Source organism: Pseudoalteromonas sp. T1lg48 (assembly GCF_002964785.1).
Classification (GTDB): Bacteria; Pseudomonadota; Gammaproteobacteria; order Enterobacterales; family Alteromonadaceae; genus Pseudoalteromonas.
Window position 1 is genome coordinate 142046 of record NZ_PQCC01000018.1, and the last position, 13928, is coordinate 155973.

Sequence of the window (13928 nt, forward strand, 5' to 3'; positions counted from 1 at the left end):
ATGGCTAAAGATTTTATCCTACCAGATATCGGCGAAGGTATCGTCGAGTGTGAAGTGGTTGAATGGCTAGTCGCCGTGGGCGATGAGGTTAAAGAAGACCAGCCAATTTGTGACGTTATGACGGACAAGGCGCTGGTTCAGATCCCCGCAGTACATGATGGCGTGATCACCGAGCTTTACTACGCCAAGGGCGATATCGCCAAGGTGCATGCACCCTTGTTTGCCATGGATGTGGCCGGTGAGGAAAGCAGCGCAGCTGCAACGCCGGTTGCCGAACAAGCGACCCAAGCAGCGCCGGCTGCTCAAGGCTCGGCCCTTGAAGACTTTATCCTGCCGGATATCGGTGAAGGTATCGTCGAGTGTGAAGTGGTTGAGTGGCTTATCAGCGAAGGCGATGAGATCAAAGAAGATCAGCCCGTCTGTGACGTAATGACCGATAAGGCGCTGGTACAGATCCCGGCCAAGTACGATGGCAAGGTGATAAAGCTGTATTACCAAAAAGGCGATATTGCCAAGGTACACAGCCCCTTGTTCCAGATGGAAATCGCGGGTTCATCAGCTAATGCTGCAAACACTGATGCGGCTGCCGCTGTTCAAGCTGCACCAGCACAAACAGCCAATGCCGATAAGCCATCAAGCGAACCTGTGGCCCAAGGTAAAGCCCTGGCTTCACCTGCGGTACGTCGTCGTGCTCGTGAATTGGATGTGGATATCAGCACGGTTCCTGGCTCAGGCAAGAATGGTCGTGTGTTTAAAGAAGATATCGAACGCTTTATTGCCGGTGGTGCATCTGCTAAGCATGCGGAGCAAGCAACCAGCACAAGCGCGGCGCCAGCAGCTCCAGTAAGCGGTGGTACACGCGTCGAGCCTATTAAGGGCATGAAGGCGGCGATGGCCAAACAGATGGTGCGCTCGGTGTCGACTATTCCGCATTTCACCTACAGCGATGAAATCGATTTGACCGACCTTATCGCCCTGCGCGGTGGCATGAAAGAAGAGTATAAGCAACAAGGTGTGAAACTCACCATGATGCCATTCTTCATCAAGGCGCTGTCACTGGCGATGAAGGAATTCCCGATCCTCAATGCCCAGGTGAATGATGACTGCACCGAGTTGACGTATTTTGACGATCACAACATCGGCATGGCCGTTGACTCTAAACTGGGTCTATTGGTACCAAACGTGAAGCAGGTACAGAACAAGTCTATTGTAGATGTGGCTAACGAAGTAACGCGTCTTACGGACAGCGCCCGTGAAGGTCGTGTAGCGCCGGCGGACCTTAAGTCTGGCACCATTTCGATTTCGAATATCGGCGCTATCGGCGGTACCACGGCGACGCCTATTATCAACAAACCTGAGGTGGCCATTGTGGCCCTGGGTAAGCTGCAGCATTTGCCGCGCTTTAATGCCAAGGGTGAAGTTGAGGCTCGTGCCATTATGCAGGTAAGCTGGTCTGGCGATCACCGCGTCATCGACGGCGGCACCATTGCCCGTTTCAACAACCTGTGGAAAGACTACTTAGAGCAGCCCACAAAAATGTTGATGGCGATGAGCTAAAATTAGCTAACAACCTGAATAAAAACTGAAAAAACCAGCGCTTGCTGGTTTTTTTTATGCGTCTTTTGGATTATGATTTGTCCAGCTTTTGCGTCCAGCGAAGGTGGTTTGCTCTGGCGTAACTCGTTCAGATCAATGGAATTTACAATAACGAACAGGAAATAGTGATGAACTATTATATTGAAGCACTCCAGCGTTTTGCTGATTTCAACGGCCGTATCCGCCGCAAAGCATACTGGATGTTCTTTTTATTCAACCTAATCTTTAGCATCGTAGCCACGGTTATCGACATGGTTCTTGGTACCGCGTTTATCGGTACAATTTACTCGCTAGTGCTACTGATCCCAAGCTTAGCCGCGGGCGCTCGTCGTCTTCACGATACTGGCCGTTCAGGTTGGTGGCAGTTACTTTACTTCCTACCGCTTATCGGTTTTATCGTGCTTATCATCTTCTTTGCTCAAGACAGCCAAGACGGTGACAACGACCACGGTCCTAACCCAAAAGAAGCTGATCTAGAAGGCGCTGTTGCTTAATGCAGCAGTTTTAGCTCAGTAAAAAAGCCGGTTTAATAACCGGCTTTTTTATGTCTTTGGTATTTCAGCTAACCTATTTGGCGCGCTGGAACTCTGAATTGGCATACCATTTTGGCCATTGTTCCTGTTGCGAGATATCAAAGCCCACCTTATAGAACAATTGCAGGTCTTGCACCGCGCCGGACAGATCCCATTCATCGCGGTAACGGTCGCAAGGCTGGTGATAACAACCGCGCAGTACCAAGCTCATGCGCTTACGGTATTGTGCGGTTTCTTCGTCACGAGCTTTACTGCCGCCGCCTGCATACATGGCCGGGACACCCATGTTGGCAAAGGCGAAGTGATCCGAGCGATAGTAACCACCCGAACTTGGCTTAGGATCGCCAGAGATGGTGCGCTCCTGCATTTTCGCCGCTTCACCTAGCATATCGTCGAGCTCAGACTTACCCATGCCGACTACGCTCACATCTTTAACCTTGCCCAGCAGGTTGAGGCTATCCATATTGATATTGGCCACGGTTTTATTGGTGGCAATCACCGGGTTAGCGGCATAGTATTTAGCACCCAGCAGGCCTTGCTCTTCGGCGGTCACCGCCAAGAAGGTGATGGAACGGTCTGGGTGACGTGGTAACTTGGTGAAGGCTTCGGCCACTTCAATCATGCCGCCGGTGCCGGTGGCATTATCGTGGGCACCGTTATAAATCTGGTCGCCCTTGCGGTTTTTATCCGTACCCAAGTGATCCCAGTGTGCCGAGTAGATAATGTGCTCATCCGGCTTTTTGCTGCCCGGTAGGGTGGCGATAAAGTTATACGATACCGATTTTTTGATTTCGCTGTTTACCTCAACGCTGGCAGTCAGATCGCCCATATCCACATGGTAGGCGCCCTCGGCGGCACGTTGTTTGGCTTCATCAAAATTCAGTCCGGCCTTGGTGAAGAGCTCTTTAGCCACATCCAAAGTTACCCAGCCTTCGACGGCCACGCGATCCATATTGTTGTTATCTTTTTGGAAGCCGAACTGAGGACCACTCCAAGAATTTTCAACCACGGACCAAGGGTAGGAGGCAGGTGCGGTTTCATGCACTATGATGGCGCCGGCGGCGCCCTGACGGCTGGCCTCTTCAAATTTGTAGGTCCAGCGGCCGTAATAGGTCATGGCATCGCCGGTGAAGAGTTCTGGATTTTTAGTGGCAAAGCCTGGATCGTTTACCAGCATCACCACGGTTTTGCCCTTAACATCCAGGCCTTCGTAGTCGTTCCAGTTGTATTCAGGGGCATTAACGCCATAACCAACAAATACCAACTCGGAATCTTGAATGCTTTCTTTGGCACTGATACGGCTGGTACCTATCACCATGTCTTTTTTGTATTGGTAGTCTTTACCACCAATGCTTAGGGTCATGTTGGCATCGGCCTCGATAGACACCAAAGGCACTTGTTGTAAAAAGCTGTCACCGTTACCCGGCTTGTAACCCAGGGCTTTAAACTGTTCGGTTAAATAAGCCAGCGTCAGCTCTTCGCCTTTTGAAGAAGGGGCACGGCCGCCGAATTCATCAGAAGCCAAGGTTTTTACATGCGTTGCCAGTTGCTCGGCATTGATACTGTTCCAACCAGCCATGACGTCCTGGTTGCTGATCTGTGTGCTAGCGCAGCCGGCAAGAATCGCCGCGCTGACTAGAGTCAAAGGAAAATAGCGCTTCATAATTATTGGTTTCATTGCTATAAGACCGAGCCAGTATAAGGATAGCGGTAAAATTAAACCAGTTTTTGCGCTAAACTACGCAAAATTTACGCCTAATAATCGCAGTAATGAAACGTTTTACCCCTTTTAAACACTGGCAAACAGCCTGTTTGCAGACTGGTGCCTTTGCTCATTTAAATGCGCTTTTTGCACTGGACCAATACAAGGATTGGCCAACGCTGGCCGAGCTTAACCGCCACACTATCGTCAATGCTAATAACCAACCGCTGCAGTTTATTGACAACGCCGAGTTTGAGCGTGACGGACGTTATTATGAGTCGTTTATATTTGAAACCGGCAAGGTACCTACGCGCCAGCATAACTGGCACGACCTTTTTGGCGCCTATATGTGGCATTTATTTCCCAAAACCAAGGCGTTATTAAACCGTTTGCATATCGACGAAATGGCGGTGCAACAGGGAAATCAGCGCAGTAAAATGCGCAATGCCCTGACCCTGTTTGACGAATGTGCGGTGATCTTGGCGGTGACTGACTCAAGTTGGACAGAGGCATTTCGTGAACATCAATGGCATGAGGTGTTTGTATCGCGCCGCGAAGGGTGGCAGAGCGAAATCCGCGCCTATACCTTTGGCCATGCGAACTATGAAATGCTGACTCAGCCCTTTATTGGCCTAACCGGTAAGGCGCTGTTTGTGCCGGTAAGCGCTGATATATTTTGTAAAGATTTAGCCAGCCAATACAGCTACCTAGATGAGCGCCTCTATGAGATGATAGCCAAAGATAGGGTGTTGGCGGATAACTCAGCCATGTCGCCACTGCCGTTATTGGGGGTGCCGCATTGGTATGAAGACAATAATAACGCCGATTTTTATGCCAATACCGACTACTTTAGGCCAAAACGAAGGAAGAATAATAAATGATAAGCGTGAACGGGCTTAAGAAGAAGTTCAAGCTCACCAAGGATCATAAAAAGGGGATCACCGAGGCGCAGCAAGACCCGCGCGAAGAAAAAGACTACTTCCACTCCGTCCGCGATGTGCACTTTCACTGTGAACAGGGCGAAGTATTGGGCTTGTTAGGGCCCAATGGCGCCGGTAAAACCACCACCTTGCGCATGCTCTCTACGGCGCTTAAACCGGATGAAGGCAGTATCGAGGTCGGCGGCGTTGATTTAGTCAAAAAACCCTTGGCCGGGCGTAAGGCCATCGGCTTTTTATCCGGCTCAACCGGGCTCTATGGTCGTTTGACCGCTAAAGAAAATGTCGAATATTTTGCCAAATTACATGGCATGAAGGGCGCCGAGCTCAAGCAGCGCTGTGATGAGCTTTTTACCCTGCTTGATATGCATAGCTTTTTGGATAAGCGCGCCGATAATCTCTCCACCGGGATGAAGCAAAAAACCAATATTGCCCGCGCCGTAGTGCACAGACCTAAGGTGGTCATTCTTGATGAGCCGACCACGGGATTGGACATCATGACCACACAAACGGTGATCAACTTTATTAAAGGCCTAAAGGAGCAGGGCACGCCTGTGGTGTTTTCAACCCACCATCTTGATGAAGTGGCATTGTTGTGTGACCGCGTAACCGTGATTGACCAGGGACTCACTTGTTTTGATGGCACCTTGGCGGCCTTTAAAGAACAGGGGCACAGTGAGGAGCTAAACCAGGCGTTTATGAACATTCTTGAGGGGCATCGTCATGTTTGAAGTATTTTTAAAGGAAATAAAAGAGCTGCTACGTGACAGAAAAACCCTGATGTTTATTGTCGCTTTGCCGCTTTTGATCTTCCCGGTTATTTTTGCCGTGGTCGGCTACATGATGGCAATGGCTAACCTGGAGGCGGAACAAGAAGTCCATAAGGTGTATATCATAGGTGCGGAGGCGGCGCCTGAGTTTACCGAGAGTGTCAAATACCATAAGAACTTTGAACTTGTCACCGCCAACTACGCAAATAAGAATGACATTATCCAGGCAATCCAGAATGAAGAGCTGGATGTGGGGATTGTGATTGAAGCCAAGGCGCAACCCGAAAGCCGGGAGCAAACCACCTGGCAGGTTATTTATAATGACTCTGCGCGCATCAATTACCTGTTTATATACATCGAAGAATTAAAAGAGCAATACCAAAGCAAGGTGCAAACCCTCTCATTTAATGCGCTGGGTGTCACCAAAGAGAGCGAGATGGAGTTTTTGATATCCCCCATCAAGCTGGAGAAGGTGGATACCGCAGATGCACGTGAAAGCTGGGGTGAAAAAATTGGCGTGCTGCTGCCTTATTTGTTGATCCCCATTGTACTGACCGGGGCCGTCTATCCGGCCATCGACCTAGGCGCAGGTGAAAAGGAGCGTGGCACGCTGGAAACCCTGCTACTTACCCCAATATCCAGAACCAACATAGTTTTGGGTAAGTTCTTAACCGTGCTGTCCGCCTCCCTGGCAACGGCCAGTTTGAGTATACTCAGCATGGGGCTCTGGCTGTTTGTGGCCCGCACCTTTGTTAATGTCAGTGAGTTCACCGTCGCGCTATCGCACATCACCTTTGTTGAGCTGCTCGCCATGTTGTCCTTGTTGATCCCCTTGGCGGCGATGTTCTCAAGTATCGTGTTGTCTATTTCTATCTATGCACGCACCTTCAAGGAAGCGCAAAACTATATGGGTCCGCTGTCTATGCTGGTCTTTATTCCGGTGATGATTTCTGTGATGCCAAATATGGAACTGACCTATAAAACGGCGTTTATTCCGGTGACCAATGTGGCCTTAGCAATCAAGGAGTTGCTAAAGGGGACAAGCGAGATTGGCATACTGGCGGTGATCGTCGGCTCGAGTATCCTGCTGGCGGTAGGACTGTTAGCCTTTTGTGTGCGCTGGTTTAATCAAGAAAAAGTGCTGTTCAGATAAAAAATGGCGTTATGCTACGGTGGGTTTGCCACCGTAGCCACTCGCTCAACTAGATATTAAGGGGGGAAATGTCGACGCGGCGATTTTTCTCTTTACCCGCCTCAGACTCGTTAGCAAACCTAGGGCTTCGCTCTCCCACCGATTCAAAGCTTAATACATGCGGCATAACGCCTTGTGCCAACAAATACGTATAGACCGACCGTGCCCGTGCTAACCCCAGTTCGTGGTTATATGGCGCCGAGCCGCTGTTATCTGTGCCGCCGGTGATATTAAACCTGAGCTTAGGGTGTTCGTTAATGACCTTAACAAATCGATCAAGAGCGGTCGTCGTGTGCTCAGTGAGCGTTGCACTGTCGAAGGCAAAGCGCACGGAGGTTGCTTTAGGCGTATCTACTAAATCAAAGTGCTGCAGGGCTATAAAGTAGTTGTCGGCAAAGAAGGTCATTTTGCCAAGATAAAGAGAGTAGTATTCCTTATCCTTTACCCAAAGTTCGTGATATTGATCACCCTTGTCGACTACCGTGTTTTTGATCCCCAATTTACGCTGCAGGCTATTGGCATTGCCACAGGCCGTATCGCGGCAGCTAAACAGGCGCTCATATCCCATAGATGCTAATTTTTGGGCAACGTCGGACGTTAGCTTACGGGTTTTCATTATATCGCTGCCGAATTCTACGCCCGCTACCTTGGCATAACCGACCAGGCGCTTATTTTCTTCTAACGCATAATTAATATCGATGGGTGTGTATTGTTGCACATAGTCGTATGCCGAACTCGGTGCATCAATATCTAATATTTCCTTAATGTTTTCATCACATTTTGAGTCGGTTTCGGCCAGGGTGGTGTGACTAAAAAGTAAAATAGATATTGTTGTTATTATTTCATTAATTTTCATTTATGTCCCTTAATGAATACAAAAATAAAGTAACCTGGATTTTATTTTTGTTTTTCCATAGAATAATTTTTAATAATATTAATTCTAATGCTAACACGTATGAATAAACTAGTCATATCCCTAACATCAATGTTGTTTTTATCTTGTGATGCTAGCGCTGATTTAATACTTAATTACGATATATATTCACTGGATGAAAATGAAAAGCTAGGTAAGGCAGTACTCAAAGTCAGTGATAAAGTGTTGCGCACAGACTATCTGCTTGAGGGTGAAAACTGCTCTTACATGACCGAGAAGTGGGCGGGTCGTTATGTTATAGATCACAACCTGAAGCATGTTTTTGTAACCAACTACCAGGTTATGACAGAGCATTATGCACCGCAGTTGAAAATGATGGCCTCACAGATGCCTAACCTAAGTGAGCGCGATATCTATGAAATGGCGTTCGATCCTCAATCTGACCCCAGCGAATACCTTATTTATGCCCCTAGCGGAGAACATCAGCTGATTGGCCATACACCCGAAGACCCTAGCGATATTCGCTTTCGCATCAGCACTGTGCCTGCTGTTAATGGGATAAAACCTTTAAGCAGTGACGAGTTTAATTGGTTGTTGCAGCGGGTACGTGAAGACATACGTTTTGGCCTTTCCGGTACCCAGCTGACCTATCAGGTGAGCGAGTTATTTAGGCATATAAATTACCAGCATGATGCCTTTCCTTATCGTGTCGAAGACATTGATGCGGGCTTTGTTATTGAATTGAAAAAGATAATTCGAGGGCCTATAGACGAGCAGGGGTTAAGTATTAGCAAGGGCTACCTGCTTCAAGACGCAACGAAACGCTATCTCGAAGCACTTGATGACCTAGCCGAACATTTAGAGCAAGAATAAACGGGCAATCGTAAATAGCGATATTAAGAGGGACTTTAGATTGCATAGCGATACAGACTGGCGGCAAACACTGCGCCGAGAAAATATCAACTTCGTCGACCTTGATGAAATGACCTCCCGCCTTGATGAAGGGGCGGTGGCGGGCGTCGTGGTCGTTCATAGTCGTGGCTGTGATTGTCCATTGACACTTGAGCTCGAGGCGCTGGGTAAAGGCGCCAGGGGAGTGATTTATAAGGATATAGGTGCTCAAGAGCTGGAGGAGGCCATTAAGGCGCTCAACAACAATATCCGCTGGTTTTCCCGTGCGGCTATGTCGACCTTTATCGACCGGGTACTAAAAAGCCAGGCAGAAAAATGCCAGTTGCAGTCGCAGTTAACCCGCCGTGAGCGCGAGATAGCACAGTTGATAATTCAAGGTTTATCGAATAAAGAAATTGCGCTAGAGAAGAGGATAGCCGAGACAACCGCCAAAACTCATGTGCAAAACTTATTGCGAAAATTAGGGGTTAAAAACCGCACTCAACTTGTGGGTTATCTATCTGATTTTAATTTATAGCTATTAATTAAAATATTAATTTTGAGTTAATACTCCAATCGGATGATTGGTCGTTTGTTTTTATTAATCTAGAATGTTCATGTTTTATTAATTATGCATGGAGAGAAAATGAAACAACGTCAATTAGGCCAGGGTATGGTCGAGTACATTATTATTGTTGCTCTTATCGCTGTATCTGCTATCGGTGTATACAGTTTGTTTGGTCAAACTATTCGTAACCAGGTGTCGGGCTTGGCGACCGAAGTGGGTGGTCAAAACTCATCTGCACAAATTCAAGCGGCGCAGGACTCTGCGAAAGATGCGCAGGATAACGCCGATCAAGAGTACAACCTGGGCAATTACAATGAAGGTGCGGCTCAAGAGAGTGGCGGCTCAGGTAACTAATTGCTGCTAACGCTAAACAGAAGGACGCTGTCATGATGCTACAACTCCGAAAACAGCTGGGTCAGGGCATGGTTGAGTACATTATCATCGTTGCTTTGATCGCCGTTTCTGCGATTGGTGTTTACAGTCTCTTCGGGCAAACCATACGTAATCAGGTGTCTGGCCTGGCTACGGAAGTGGGTGGTCAGAACTCGTCGGCGCAAATTGATGCGGCACAGAGCTCTGCTGATAAGGCAACTACCAATGCCGATAAAGAATATAACCTGGGTAACTACAACGAAGGAGCCGCACAAGAGGGTGGCTCGGGTGGTAGCTCGGGTGGTTCAGGCACCGTAGATTAACCTCGTTTTATTAGCGCTAGGCAATTAAAAGAATAGGGGGCCTGGCTCCCTATTTCTTTCTTTAAAGGAATTAGATAATGCACAAGGAAAAGGGTCAGTCCCTGGTGTTGGGTCTTATATTTTTATCGATAATCGTCTTATCTTTGCTGTATTTATTTAATGTCTCACAGCAGAACTTGCATAAAACCCGACTGCAAAACTTCTCCGATGCCGCGGCCTTAAGCGGGGCTCAGCTATTGGCCCGTGATTTGAACTACAAGGCCTACACCAACCGCGCCATGGTGGCCAATCATGTGTCGGTAGCCCAGTACGTCGGTCTAGCGTCCTGGGGCAATATGACCGAAGAAACAACGCGCAACATTTCCCGTATCATGTATTTTATCCCGCCGGCGGCGGCCATCGCTTCGGCGATTGAATCCGCCGTGACCCAAATAAATCAATATATGCAGCCGGTGCTTGAATATGCGGTGATGTTTACCGATGGCGTCAATCGCCTGCTTTCAAGATCGCAACAGCTGATGAGCTCGGCGACCATGGTTGCGGCGGTCGATACCACCAATAAGGTGCTAAAAGAAAACAATCAAAACGCCGATATTGATACTATCTCAGCGCTCGGTGTCGCCAATTACGTGGCAAGGGACTGGGTGAATTTCCAGGGGCGTTTTGACAGACGCGATAACACCGGCCGTTACGATGACCATTTTAATTTGATTGTCGACTCTCGCGATCCCTTCAGTAAAAAACGTTCGTTTAATTGGTCTTTTCCTTTTTCCGCTCATTTATTCCCGGTGAAATATAAATCAAAGCAGGCGGGAGGGACCGAGCTATTTAACAATGGTGAGCGTGATGCGGAAACCTGGAGTGGTATGGATACCTTCAGCTTTCACTTTTATAGATTCAGTTGTAAACGATTTCGCTGTAAGTGGCGTGGCGGTGAAATACCAGTAGGCTGGGGCGCTGGGCATGCGGGCGATGACCAGGACACGACGAATTATACCGCGCGCCATTATTATGGCCGCTCTCGGGCGATTAACCGAAAGGCATCGCGTTACGCCTATACCAATGAGAGTGAGATGAATAATGCTTACTCCGGTTTACAGCCTTTTTATGACATCAAACAGAGTCAAAACAGAAACGTGGCGCCGAAATTCACCATTGCCGTGTCGCAAAAGCGTAAAAATATTCGCACCTCGGAGCAGCTTAATATCGGCACCGGCGGTCCGGCGCAGACCAACGTCAACTTAGAAGAGCACACCGCCACCCCGGACGGTGAGCTGTTAGTGCTCAGTAAGGCGAAAATATACTACTTCCGTGACCGTGCTCTGTGGGGACGCTCCGACTCTAAATGGGAGTATGGCAACCTCTACAACCCATACTGGCAGGTCACCCTGGACGACACCACCAATGGCGAGCGGGGCATGGTGGCCGCGCTCGCCTTTGCGGCGCAGGAGAAATAGTCATGAACAAGCAAACCGGTCAATCCTTAGTAGAAATGGGTATCTTTGTCGCCTTCATAGTCGCCCCCCTAATGTTACTGGTTCCGTATTTCTCCAAGTTAATCGAGGCCCGTCATTACAATGATATGGCCGCCCGTTATGTTGCCTGGGAGCGTACCGTATGGTTTGAACGCGCCCCGGGTAATTGGTCGCGCAGCAGCGGTCATCTGGCCATTAAGAGCACACCCGACGTGGTTGCTCAGGTACCTCATCGCATTCTCAATGGGCATGAATCCTTGATCTTTTCCGACGCCAGTGCGCAAACAAAGAAATGGCACGAAGACAAGGCGGCGCAGCACTACCGCTTTAATCAAGCCGGCCAGAATGACAGCCAGTTTCTGTTAGCCGACTACAACGACGGCAAAGACCAAAACAACAAGCAATACATGGTGCATACGCTTAATAATGAGCGCGTGCCAGGCAGAGTCACCTCGTTACTCAATTCGGCTATGTCGGTATTGAAGATAGGCGGACTGTCGTTAGAGACCCGGGGTATGTATTCGGGCAGCAGCAAAATTAAGGTAAACAGTCATAAGCTGTTGGAAAACGTCAACGGCGATCTGCTGGCCAGCAACGCGCAAGAGAATAAACGCCTGGGCCAGTTTGAATTAGAAATGGAGTCCAAAAACTACATAGTTGCCGATGGCTGGAATGCCGGCAGTCAAAGGCACAACACAAGGCGGGTGAAATCCCTGGTGCCTGCAAACCTGTTGAACATATCTCTGTTGAATAACTTACGAAGACTCTTGTCGAATATTCCCATTGCTCGGCCTATTCGCCCAAGTAGCTTGAAACTCGGGCACACGGACGTTGAAAAACTGCCAGCGCACAGAACAGGAAATAACACGGATGCCAATGATGAATAAATTGCTACTTATATCGGCACTAATATTTTGCAGTGCCAGCGCCGTTGCAAAAATAGAATTTCCCGAACAGGCGACTGTCACGACCGTCTCCGATGGCATGCTGGTTAATGGTAAAAAGGTCAAAGCCTGGACGTTCTCGGGGCAGTTATCGAGCACTGAGATTGCCGCCTATTACACCCAGTTATGGCAAGGGCGCAGCGATAAATTCGACGACCAAACCCTGAGCGGTTGGCGTATTATCAATGCCGTAATTGACGATATTCACTACAGCGCCAAGATCCCCGAGTTGAATGCCGAGGACAATCTGACCTATGTCAGTTCGATGGAAGAGCCGGACTCTGATCTCATCAAGTTGGACAAAGCCCTGGAGAATTTTCCCAAGCCCTTGGGCACCTATGTGGTGACCGATGTTAAAGCCAAGGACGGGGTCAAGCTGTCCAATACCTTGCTGATGCGCAATAGCCTGTCTATTGCCGAAAACCTGAATTTTTATGACAGCTATTTCAAAAAATACGGTTGGGATATAGACACATCGGCCTACACCCAAGATCAACAAAGTGGCGTGTTTATGGCCCGTAAAGGGCCGGAGAATATCAATATCACCTTTGATAGAGAACGCCAATATTCAATCATTACCGCGGTACGAGTCGATGTACAACTTTAAACGGGTCAAAGGCCAGTCAACGGTCGAATATGCCATAGTCACGGCGGCGCTTGCCGGCGCGTTATTGACCCCGGTTCCGCGTTCGGAGCTGATAGAGAACACCTGGCTAAAAGATTATCAGGGCAAAAACGTGATGACTATTCTCAATGACAGGCTAAAGCGCGCATACAACGCCTACAGCTATGCGAAATCTTTGCCACCATTGCCAAAAACAAGTCGGTAGAAAATAACAAGGAAGTAATCGATGAAGAAGCTTAAGTTTCTAGATAAAAACTGGGTGATCCTGCTCATTTCCATTCTCCTTGGCGGCGTGGCCGCCTGGTCCGTGGGCAACTATATGAAAGCAAAAGAGACGGAAATGCAGGAGCGCTATAGCCGTAACAACATAGTAAAAGTGCCGGTGATAGTGGCAACCAGGGAACTGAATAAGGGCGATATCATCGATCAGTCCGCCGTCGCCGTGCGTGAAGTGCCGCAAGATTATCTGGCGCCGGGCGCCATGCACCCCAGCGCATTTGCCGAAGCCGATGGGCAAATGTTGCTCGATCATGTGGCAAAGGGCCAGCCCATCCTACGTTCGTTTTTACCAGGGAAAGGGGTGGAGCAGTTTTCCGACATCATTGCCGATGGCCGCCGCGCGGTGACCATTAGCATCGATGAGCGTAACTCAAATGCCGGTATGCTCGTCGCAGGCGACAAGGTAGACCTGTTTTTAATGCGTGAAAAAAGTAATGAACAGAGCCGCTTGGATCTGTTAATTGAGCGCGTGACCGTGCTCGCGACCGGCAAGGTTACGGTAGATAAACACCGTGAGTTGGTTGATGAGATCTACTCCGATCCATCCAATTACAGTACGGTAACTTTGGATTTAAGTGCCTTCGATGCGGCGCGCGTAACGCTGGCCAAAGAGCATGGTGAGTTTGTGGCGTTATTGAGAAACCGCCGTGATGCGTTGCAAGTCCAACACCAATCGATCGACTCCGGCGCGCTGTTTAAACACGGTGAGTCAGAACGTGAGATTGAAATGATTCTCGGTGGTCAAGGCGGGCTTGCAAGTGGCGTACAAACCTTTGTCAAAGAGCCGGTAGATCCGCCTTTGAACAAAGATTATGCATCTAAGAACAAGAACTTATAATTGAAGTA

At 48.7% G+C, this 13928-nt stretch carries 16 protein-coding genes; 14 read left to right on the forward strand and 2 right to left on the reverse strand.

The features are described 5' to 3' along the window. Together C2M29_RS09920 and C2M29_RS09925 are read left to right on the forward strand one after the other, a co-directional pair. A complete protein-coding gene (locus C2M29_RS09920) occupies positions 1 to 1557 on the forward strand; it encodes a dihydrolipoyllysine-residue acetyltransferase (RefSeq protein WP_105189632.1) in 1557 nt (518 codons plus the stop codon). A 167-nt stretch (positions 1558 to 1724) separates the two neighbouring features. Then, a complete protein-coding gene (locus tag C2M29_RS09925) occupies positions 1725 to 2090 on the forward strand; it encodes a DUF805 domain-containing protein (protein WP_105189633.1) in 366 nt (121 codons plus the stop codon). 73 nt (positions 2091 to 2163) lie between these two features. Here C2M29_RS09925 and C2M29_RS09930 read toward each other — a convergent pair whose 3' ends face one another. Further along, positions 2164 to 3792 (reverse strand): M28 family metallopeptidase, encoded by a 1629-nt coding sequence (locus C2M29_RS09930; RefSeq protein WP_105189634.1) that lies wholly within the window; start codon positions 3790 to 3792, stop codon positions 2164 to 2166. A 107-nt stretch (positions 3793 to 3899) separates the two neighbouring features. Here C2M29_RS09930 and C2M29_RS09935 point away from each other — a divergent pair, with 107 nt between their 5' ends. The 3 genes from C2M29_RS09935 to C2M29_RS09945 are packed head-to-tail and all read left to right on the forward strand — an operon-like array spanning position 3900 to position 6692. Next, positions 3900 to 4712, forward strand: coding sequence for a DUF3025 domain-containing protein (locus C2M29_RS09935; protein ID WP_105189635.1), 813 nt, complete (start codon positions 3900 to 3902; stop codon positions 4710 to 4712). Beyond that, entirely contained in the window at positions 4709 to 5500 is a 792-nt protein-coding gene (locus tag C2M29_RS09940) for an ABC transporter ATP-binding protein (RefSeq protein ID WP_105189636.1), read from the forward strand. The genes C2M29_RS09935 and C2M29_RS09940 overlap by 4 nt, the downstream gene beginning before the upstream one ends. Beyond that, on the forward strand, positions 5493 to 6692 hold the full coding sequence (locus C2M29_RS09945; protein WP_105189637.1) for an ABC transporter permease: 1200 nt from the start codon (positions 5493 to 5495) through the stop codon (positions 6690 to 6692). Before C2M29_RS09940 ends, C2M29_RS09945 begins: the two co-directional genes overlap by 8 nt. Before the next feature lie 49 nt (positions 6693 to 6741). Here C2M29_RS09945 and C2M29_RS09950 read toward each other — a convergent pair whose 3' ends face one another. After that, positions 6742 to 7587 carry an OmpA family protein gene (locus C2M29_RS09950; RefSeq protein WP_105189638.1) on the reverse strand — a complete coding sequence of 282 codons (846 nt, stop codon included), beginning with the start codon at positions 7585 to 7587 and terminating at the stop codon, positions 6742 to 6744. A gap of 99 nt (positions 7588 to 7686) precedes the next feature. On the opposite strand from C2M29_RS09950, the gene C2M29_RS09955 reads away from it, so the two are divergent. The 9 genes from C2M29_RS09955 (at position 7687) to cpaB (ending at position 13920) form a co-directional block, all read left to right on the forward strand. Continuing rightward, the gene (locus tag C2M29_RS09955; RefSeq protein ID WP_158684707.1) at positions 7687 to 8478 is read left to right on the forward strand and encodes a hypothetical protein; all 792 of its coding nucleotides are present in this window, start codon (positions 7687 to 7689) and stop codon (positions 8476 to 8478) included. Positions 8479 to 8518: 40 nt separating this feature from the next. Continuing rightward, on the forward strand, positions 8519 to 9034 hold the full coding sequence (locus tag C2M29_RS16640) for a response regulator transcription factor (RefSeq protein ID WP_105189640.1): 516 nt from the start codon (positions 8519 to 8521) through the stop codon (positions 9032 to 9034). A gap of 108 nt (positions 9035 to 9142) precedes the next feature. Next, positions 9143 to 9418 carry a Flp family type IVb pilin gene (locus C2M29_RS09965; RefSeq protein ID WP_105189641.1) on the forward strand — a complete coding sequence of 92 codons (276 nt, stop codon included), beginning with the start codon at positions 9143 to 9145 and terminating at the stop codon, positions 9416 to 9418. A gap of 32 nt (positions 9419 to 9450) precedes the next feature. After that, a complete protein-coding gene (locus C2M29_RS09970) occupies positions 9451 to 9759 on the forward strand; it encodes a Flp family type IVb pilin (RefSeq protein ID WP_442792549.1) in 309 nt (102 codons plus the stop codon). 77 nt (positions 9760 to 9836) lie between these two features. After that, on the forward strand, positions 9837 to 11216 hold the full coding sequence (locus tag C2M29_RS09975) for a Tad domain-containing protein (protein WP_105189642.1): 1380 nt from the start codon (positions 9837 to 9839) through the stop codon (positions 11214 to 11216). 2 nt (positions 11217 to 11218) lie between these two features. Next, complete coding sequence (locus C2M29_RS09980) at positions 11219 to 12121, forward strand: hypothetical protein (RefSeq protein ID WP_105189643.1); 903 nt, start codon at positions 11219 to 11221, stop codon at positions 12119 to 12121. Beyond that, a complete protein-coding gene (locus C2M29_RS09985) occupies positions 12111 to 12785 on the forward strand; it encodes a hypothetical protein (RefSeq protein ID WP_158684708.1) in 675 nt (224 codons plus the stop codon). Before C2M29_RS09980 ends, C2M29_RS09985 begins: the two co-directional genes overlap by 11 nt. After that, a complete protein-coding gene (locus tag C2M29_RS09990; RefSeq protein ID WP_105189645.1) occupies positions 12772 to 13008 on the forward strand; it encodes a DUF4244 domain-containing protein in 237 nt (78 codons plus the stop codon). Before C2M29_RS09985 ends, C2M29_RS09990 begins: the two co-directional genes overlap by 14 nt. Before the next feature lie 21 nt (positions 13009 to 13029). Further along, complete coding sequence (gene cpaB / locus C2M29_RS09995; RefSeq protein ID WP_105189646.1) at positions 13030 to 13920, forward strand: Flp pilus assembly protein CpaB; 891 nt, start codon at positions 13030 to 13032, stop codon at positions 13918 to 13920. The last annotated feature ends 8 nt before the right edge of the window (positions 13921 to 13928 follow it).

Bases quoted from the DNA above. Each gene is read 5' to 3' on its own strand.
- C2M29_RS09920 (WP_105189632.1), top strand. From the start codon at position 1: ATGGCTAAAGATTTTATCCTACCAGATATCGGCGAAGGTATCGTCGAG.
- C2M29_RS09925 (WP_105189633.1), top strand. From the start codon at position 1,725: ATGAACTATTATATTGAAGCACTCCAGCGTTTTGCTGATTTCAACGGC.
- C2M29_RS09930 (WP_105189634.1), bottom strand. From the start codon at position 3,792: ATGAAGCGCTATTTTCCTTTGACTCTAGTCAGCGCGGCGATTCTTGCC.
- C2M29_RS09935 (WP_105189635.1), top strand. From the start codon at position 3,900: ATGAAACGTTTTACCCCTTTTAAACACTGGCAAACAGCCTGTTTGCAG.
- C2M29_RS09940 (WP_105189636.1), top strand. From the start codon at position 4,709: ATGATAAGCGTGAACGGGCTTAAGAAGAAGTTCAAGCTCACCAAGGAT.
- C2M29_RS09945 (WP_105189637.1), top strand. From the start codon at position 5,493: ATGTTTGAAGTATTTTTAAAGGAAATAAAAGAGCTGCTACGTGACAGA.
- C2M29_RS09950 (WP_105189638.1), bottom strand. From the start codon at position 7,587: ATGAAAATTAATGAAATAATAACAACAATATCTATTTTACTTTTTAGT.
- C2M29_RS09955 (WP_158684707.1), top strand. From the start codon at position 7,687: ATGAATAAACTAGTCATATCCCTAACATCAATGTTGTTTTTATCTTGT.
- C2M29_RS09965 (WP_105189641.1), top strand. From the start codon at position 9,143: ATGAAACAACGTCAATTAGGCCAGGGTATGGTCGAGTACATTATTATT.
- C2M29_RS09970 (WP_442792549.1), top strand. From the start codon at position 9,451: ATGATGCTACAACTCCGAAAACAGCTGGGTCAGGGCATGGTTGAGTAC.
- C2M29_RS09975 (WP_105189642.1), top strand. From the start codon at position 9,837: ATGCACAAGGAAAAGGGTCAGTCCCTGGTGTTGGGTCTTATATTTTTA.
- C2M29_RS09980 (WP_105189643.1), top strand. From the start codon at position 11,219: ATGAACAAGCAAACCGGTCAATCCTTAGTAGAAATGGGTATCTTTGTC.
- C2M29_RS09985 (WP_158684708.1), top strand. From the start codon at position 12,111: ATGATGAATAAATTGCTACTTATATCGGCACTAATATTTTGCAGTGCC.
- C2M29_RS09990 (WP_105189645.1), top strand. From the start codon at position 12,772: ATGTACAACTTTAAACGGGTCAAAGGCCAGTCAACGGTCGAATATGCC.
- cpaB (WP_105189646.1), top strand. From the start codon at position 13,030: ATGAAGAAGCTTAAGTTTCTAGATAAAAACTGGGTGATCCTGCTCATT.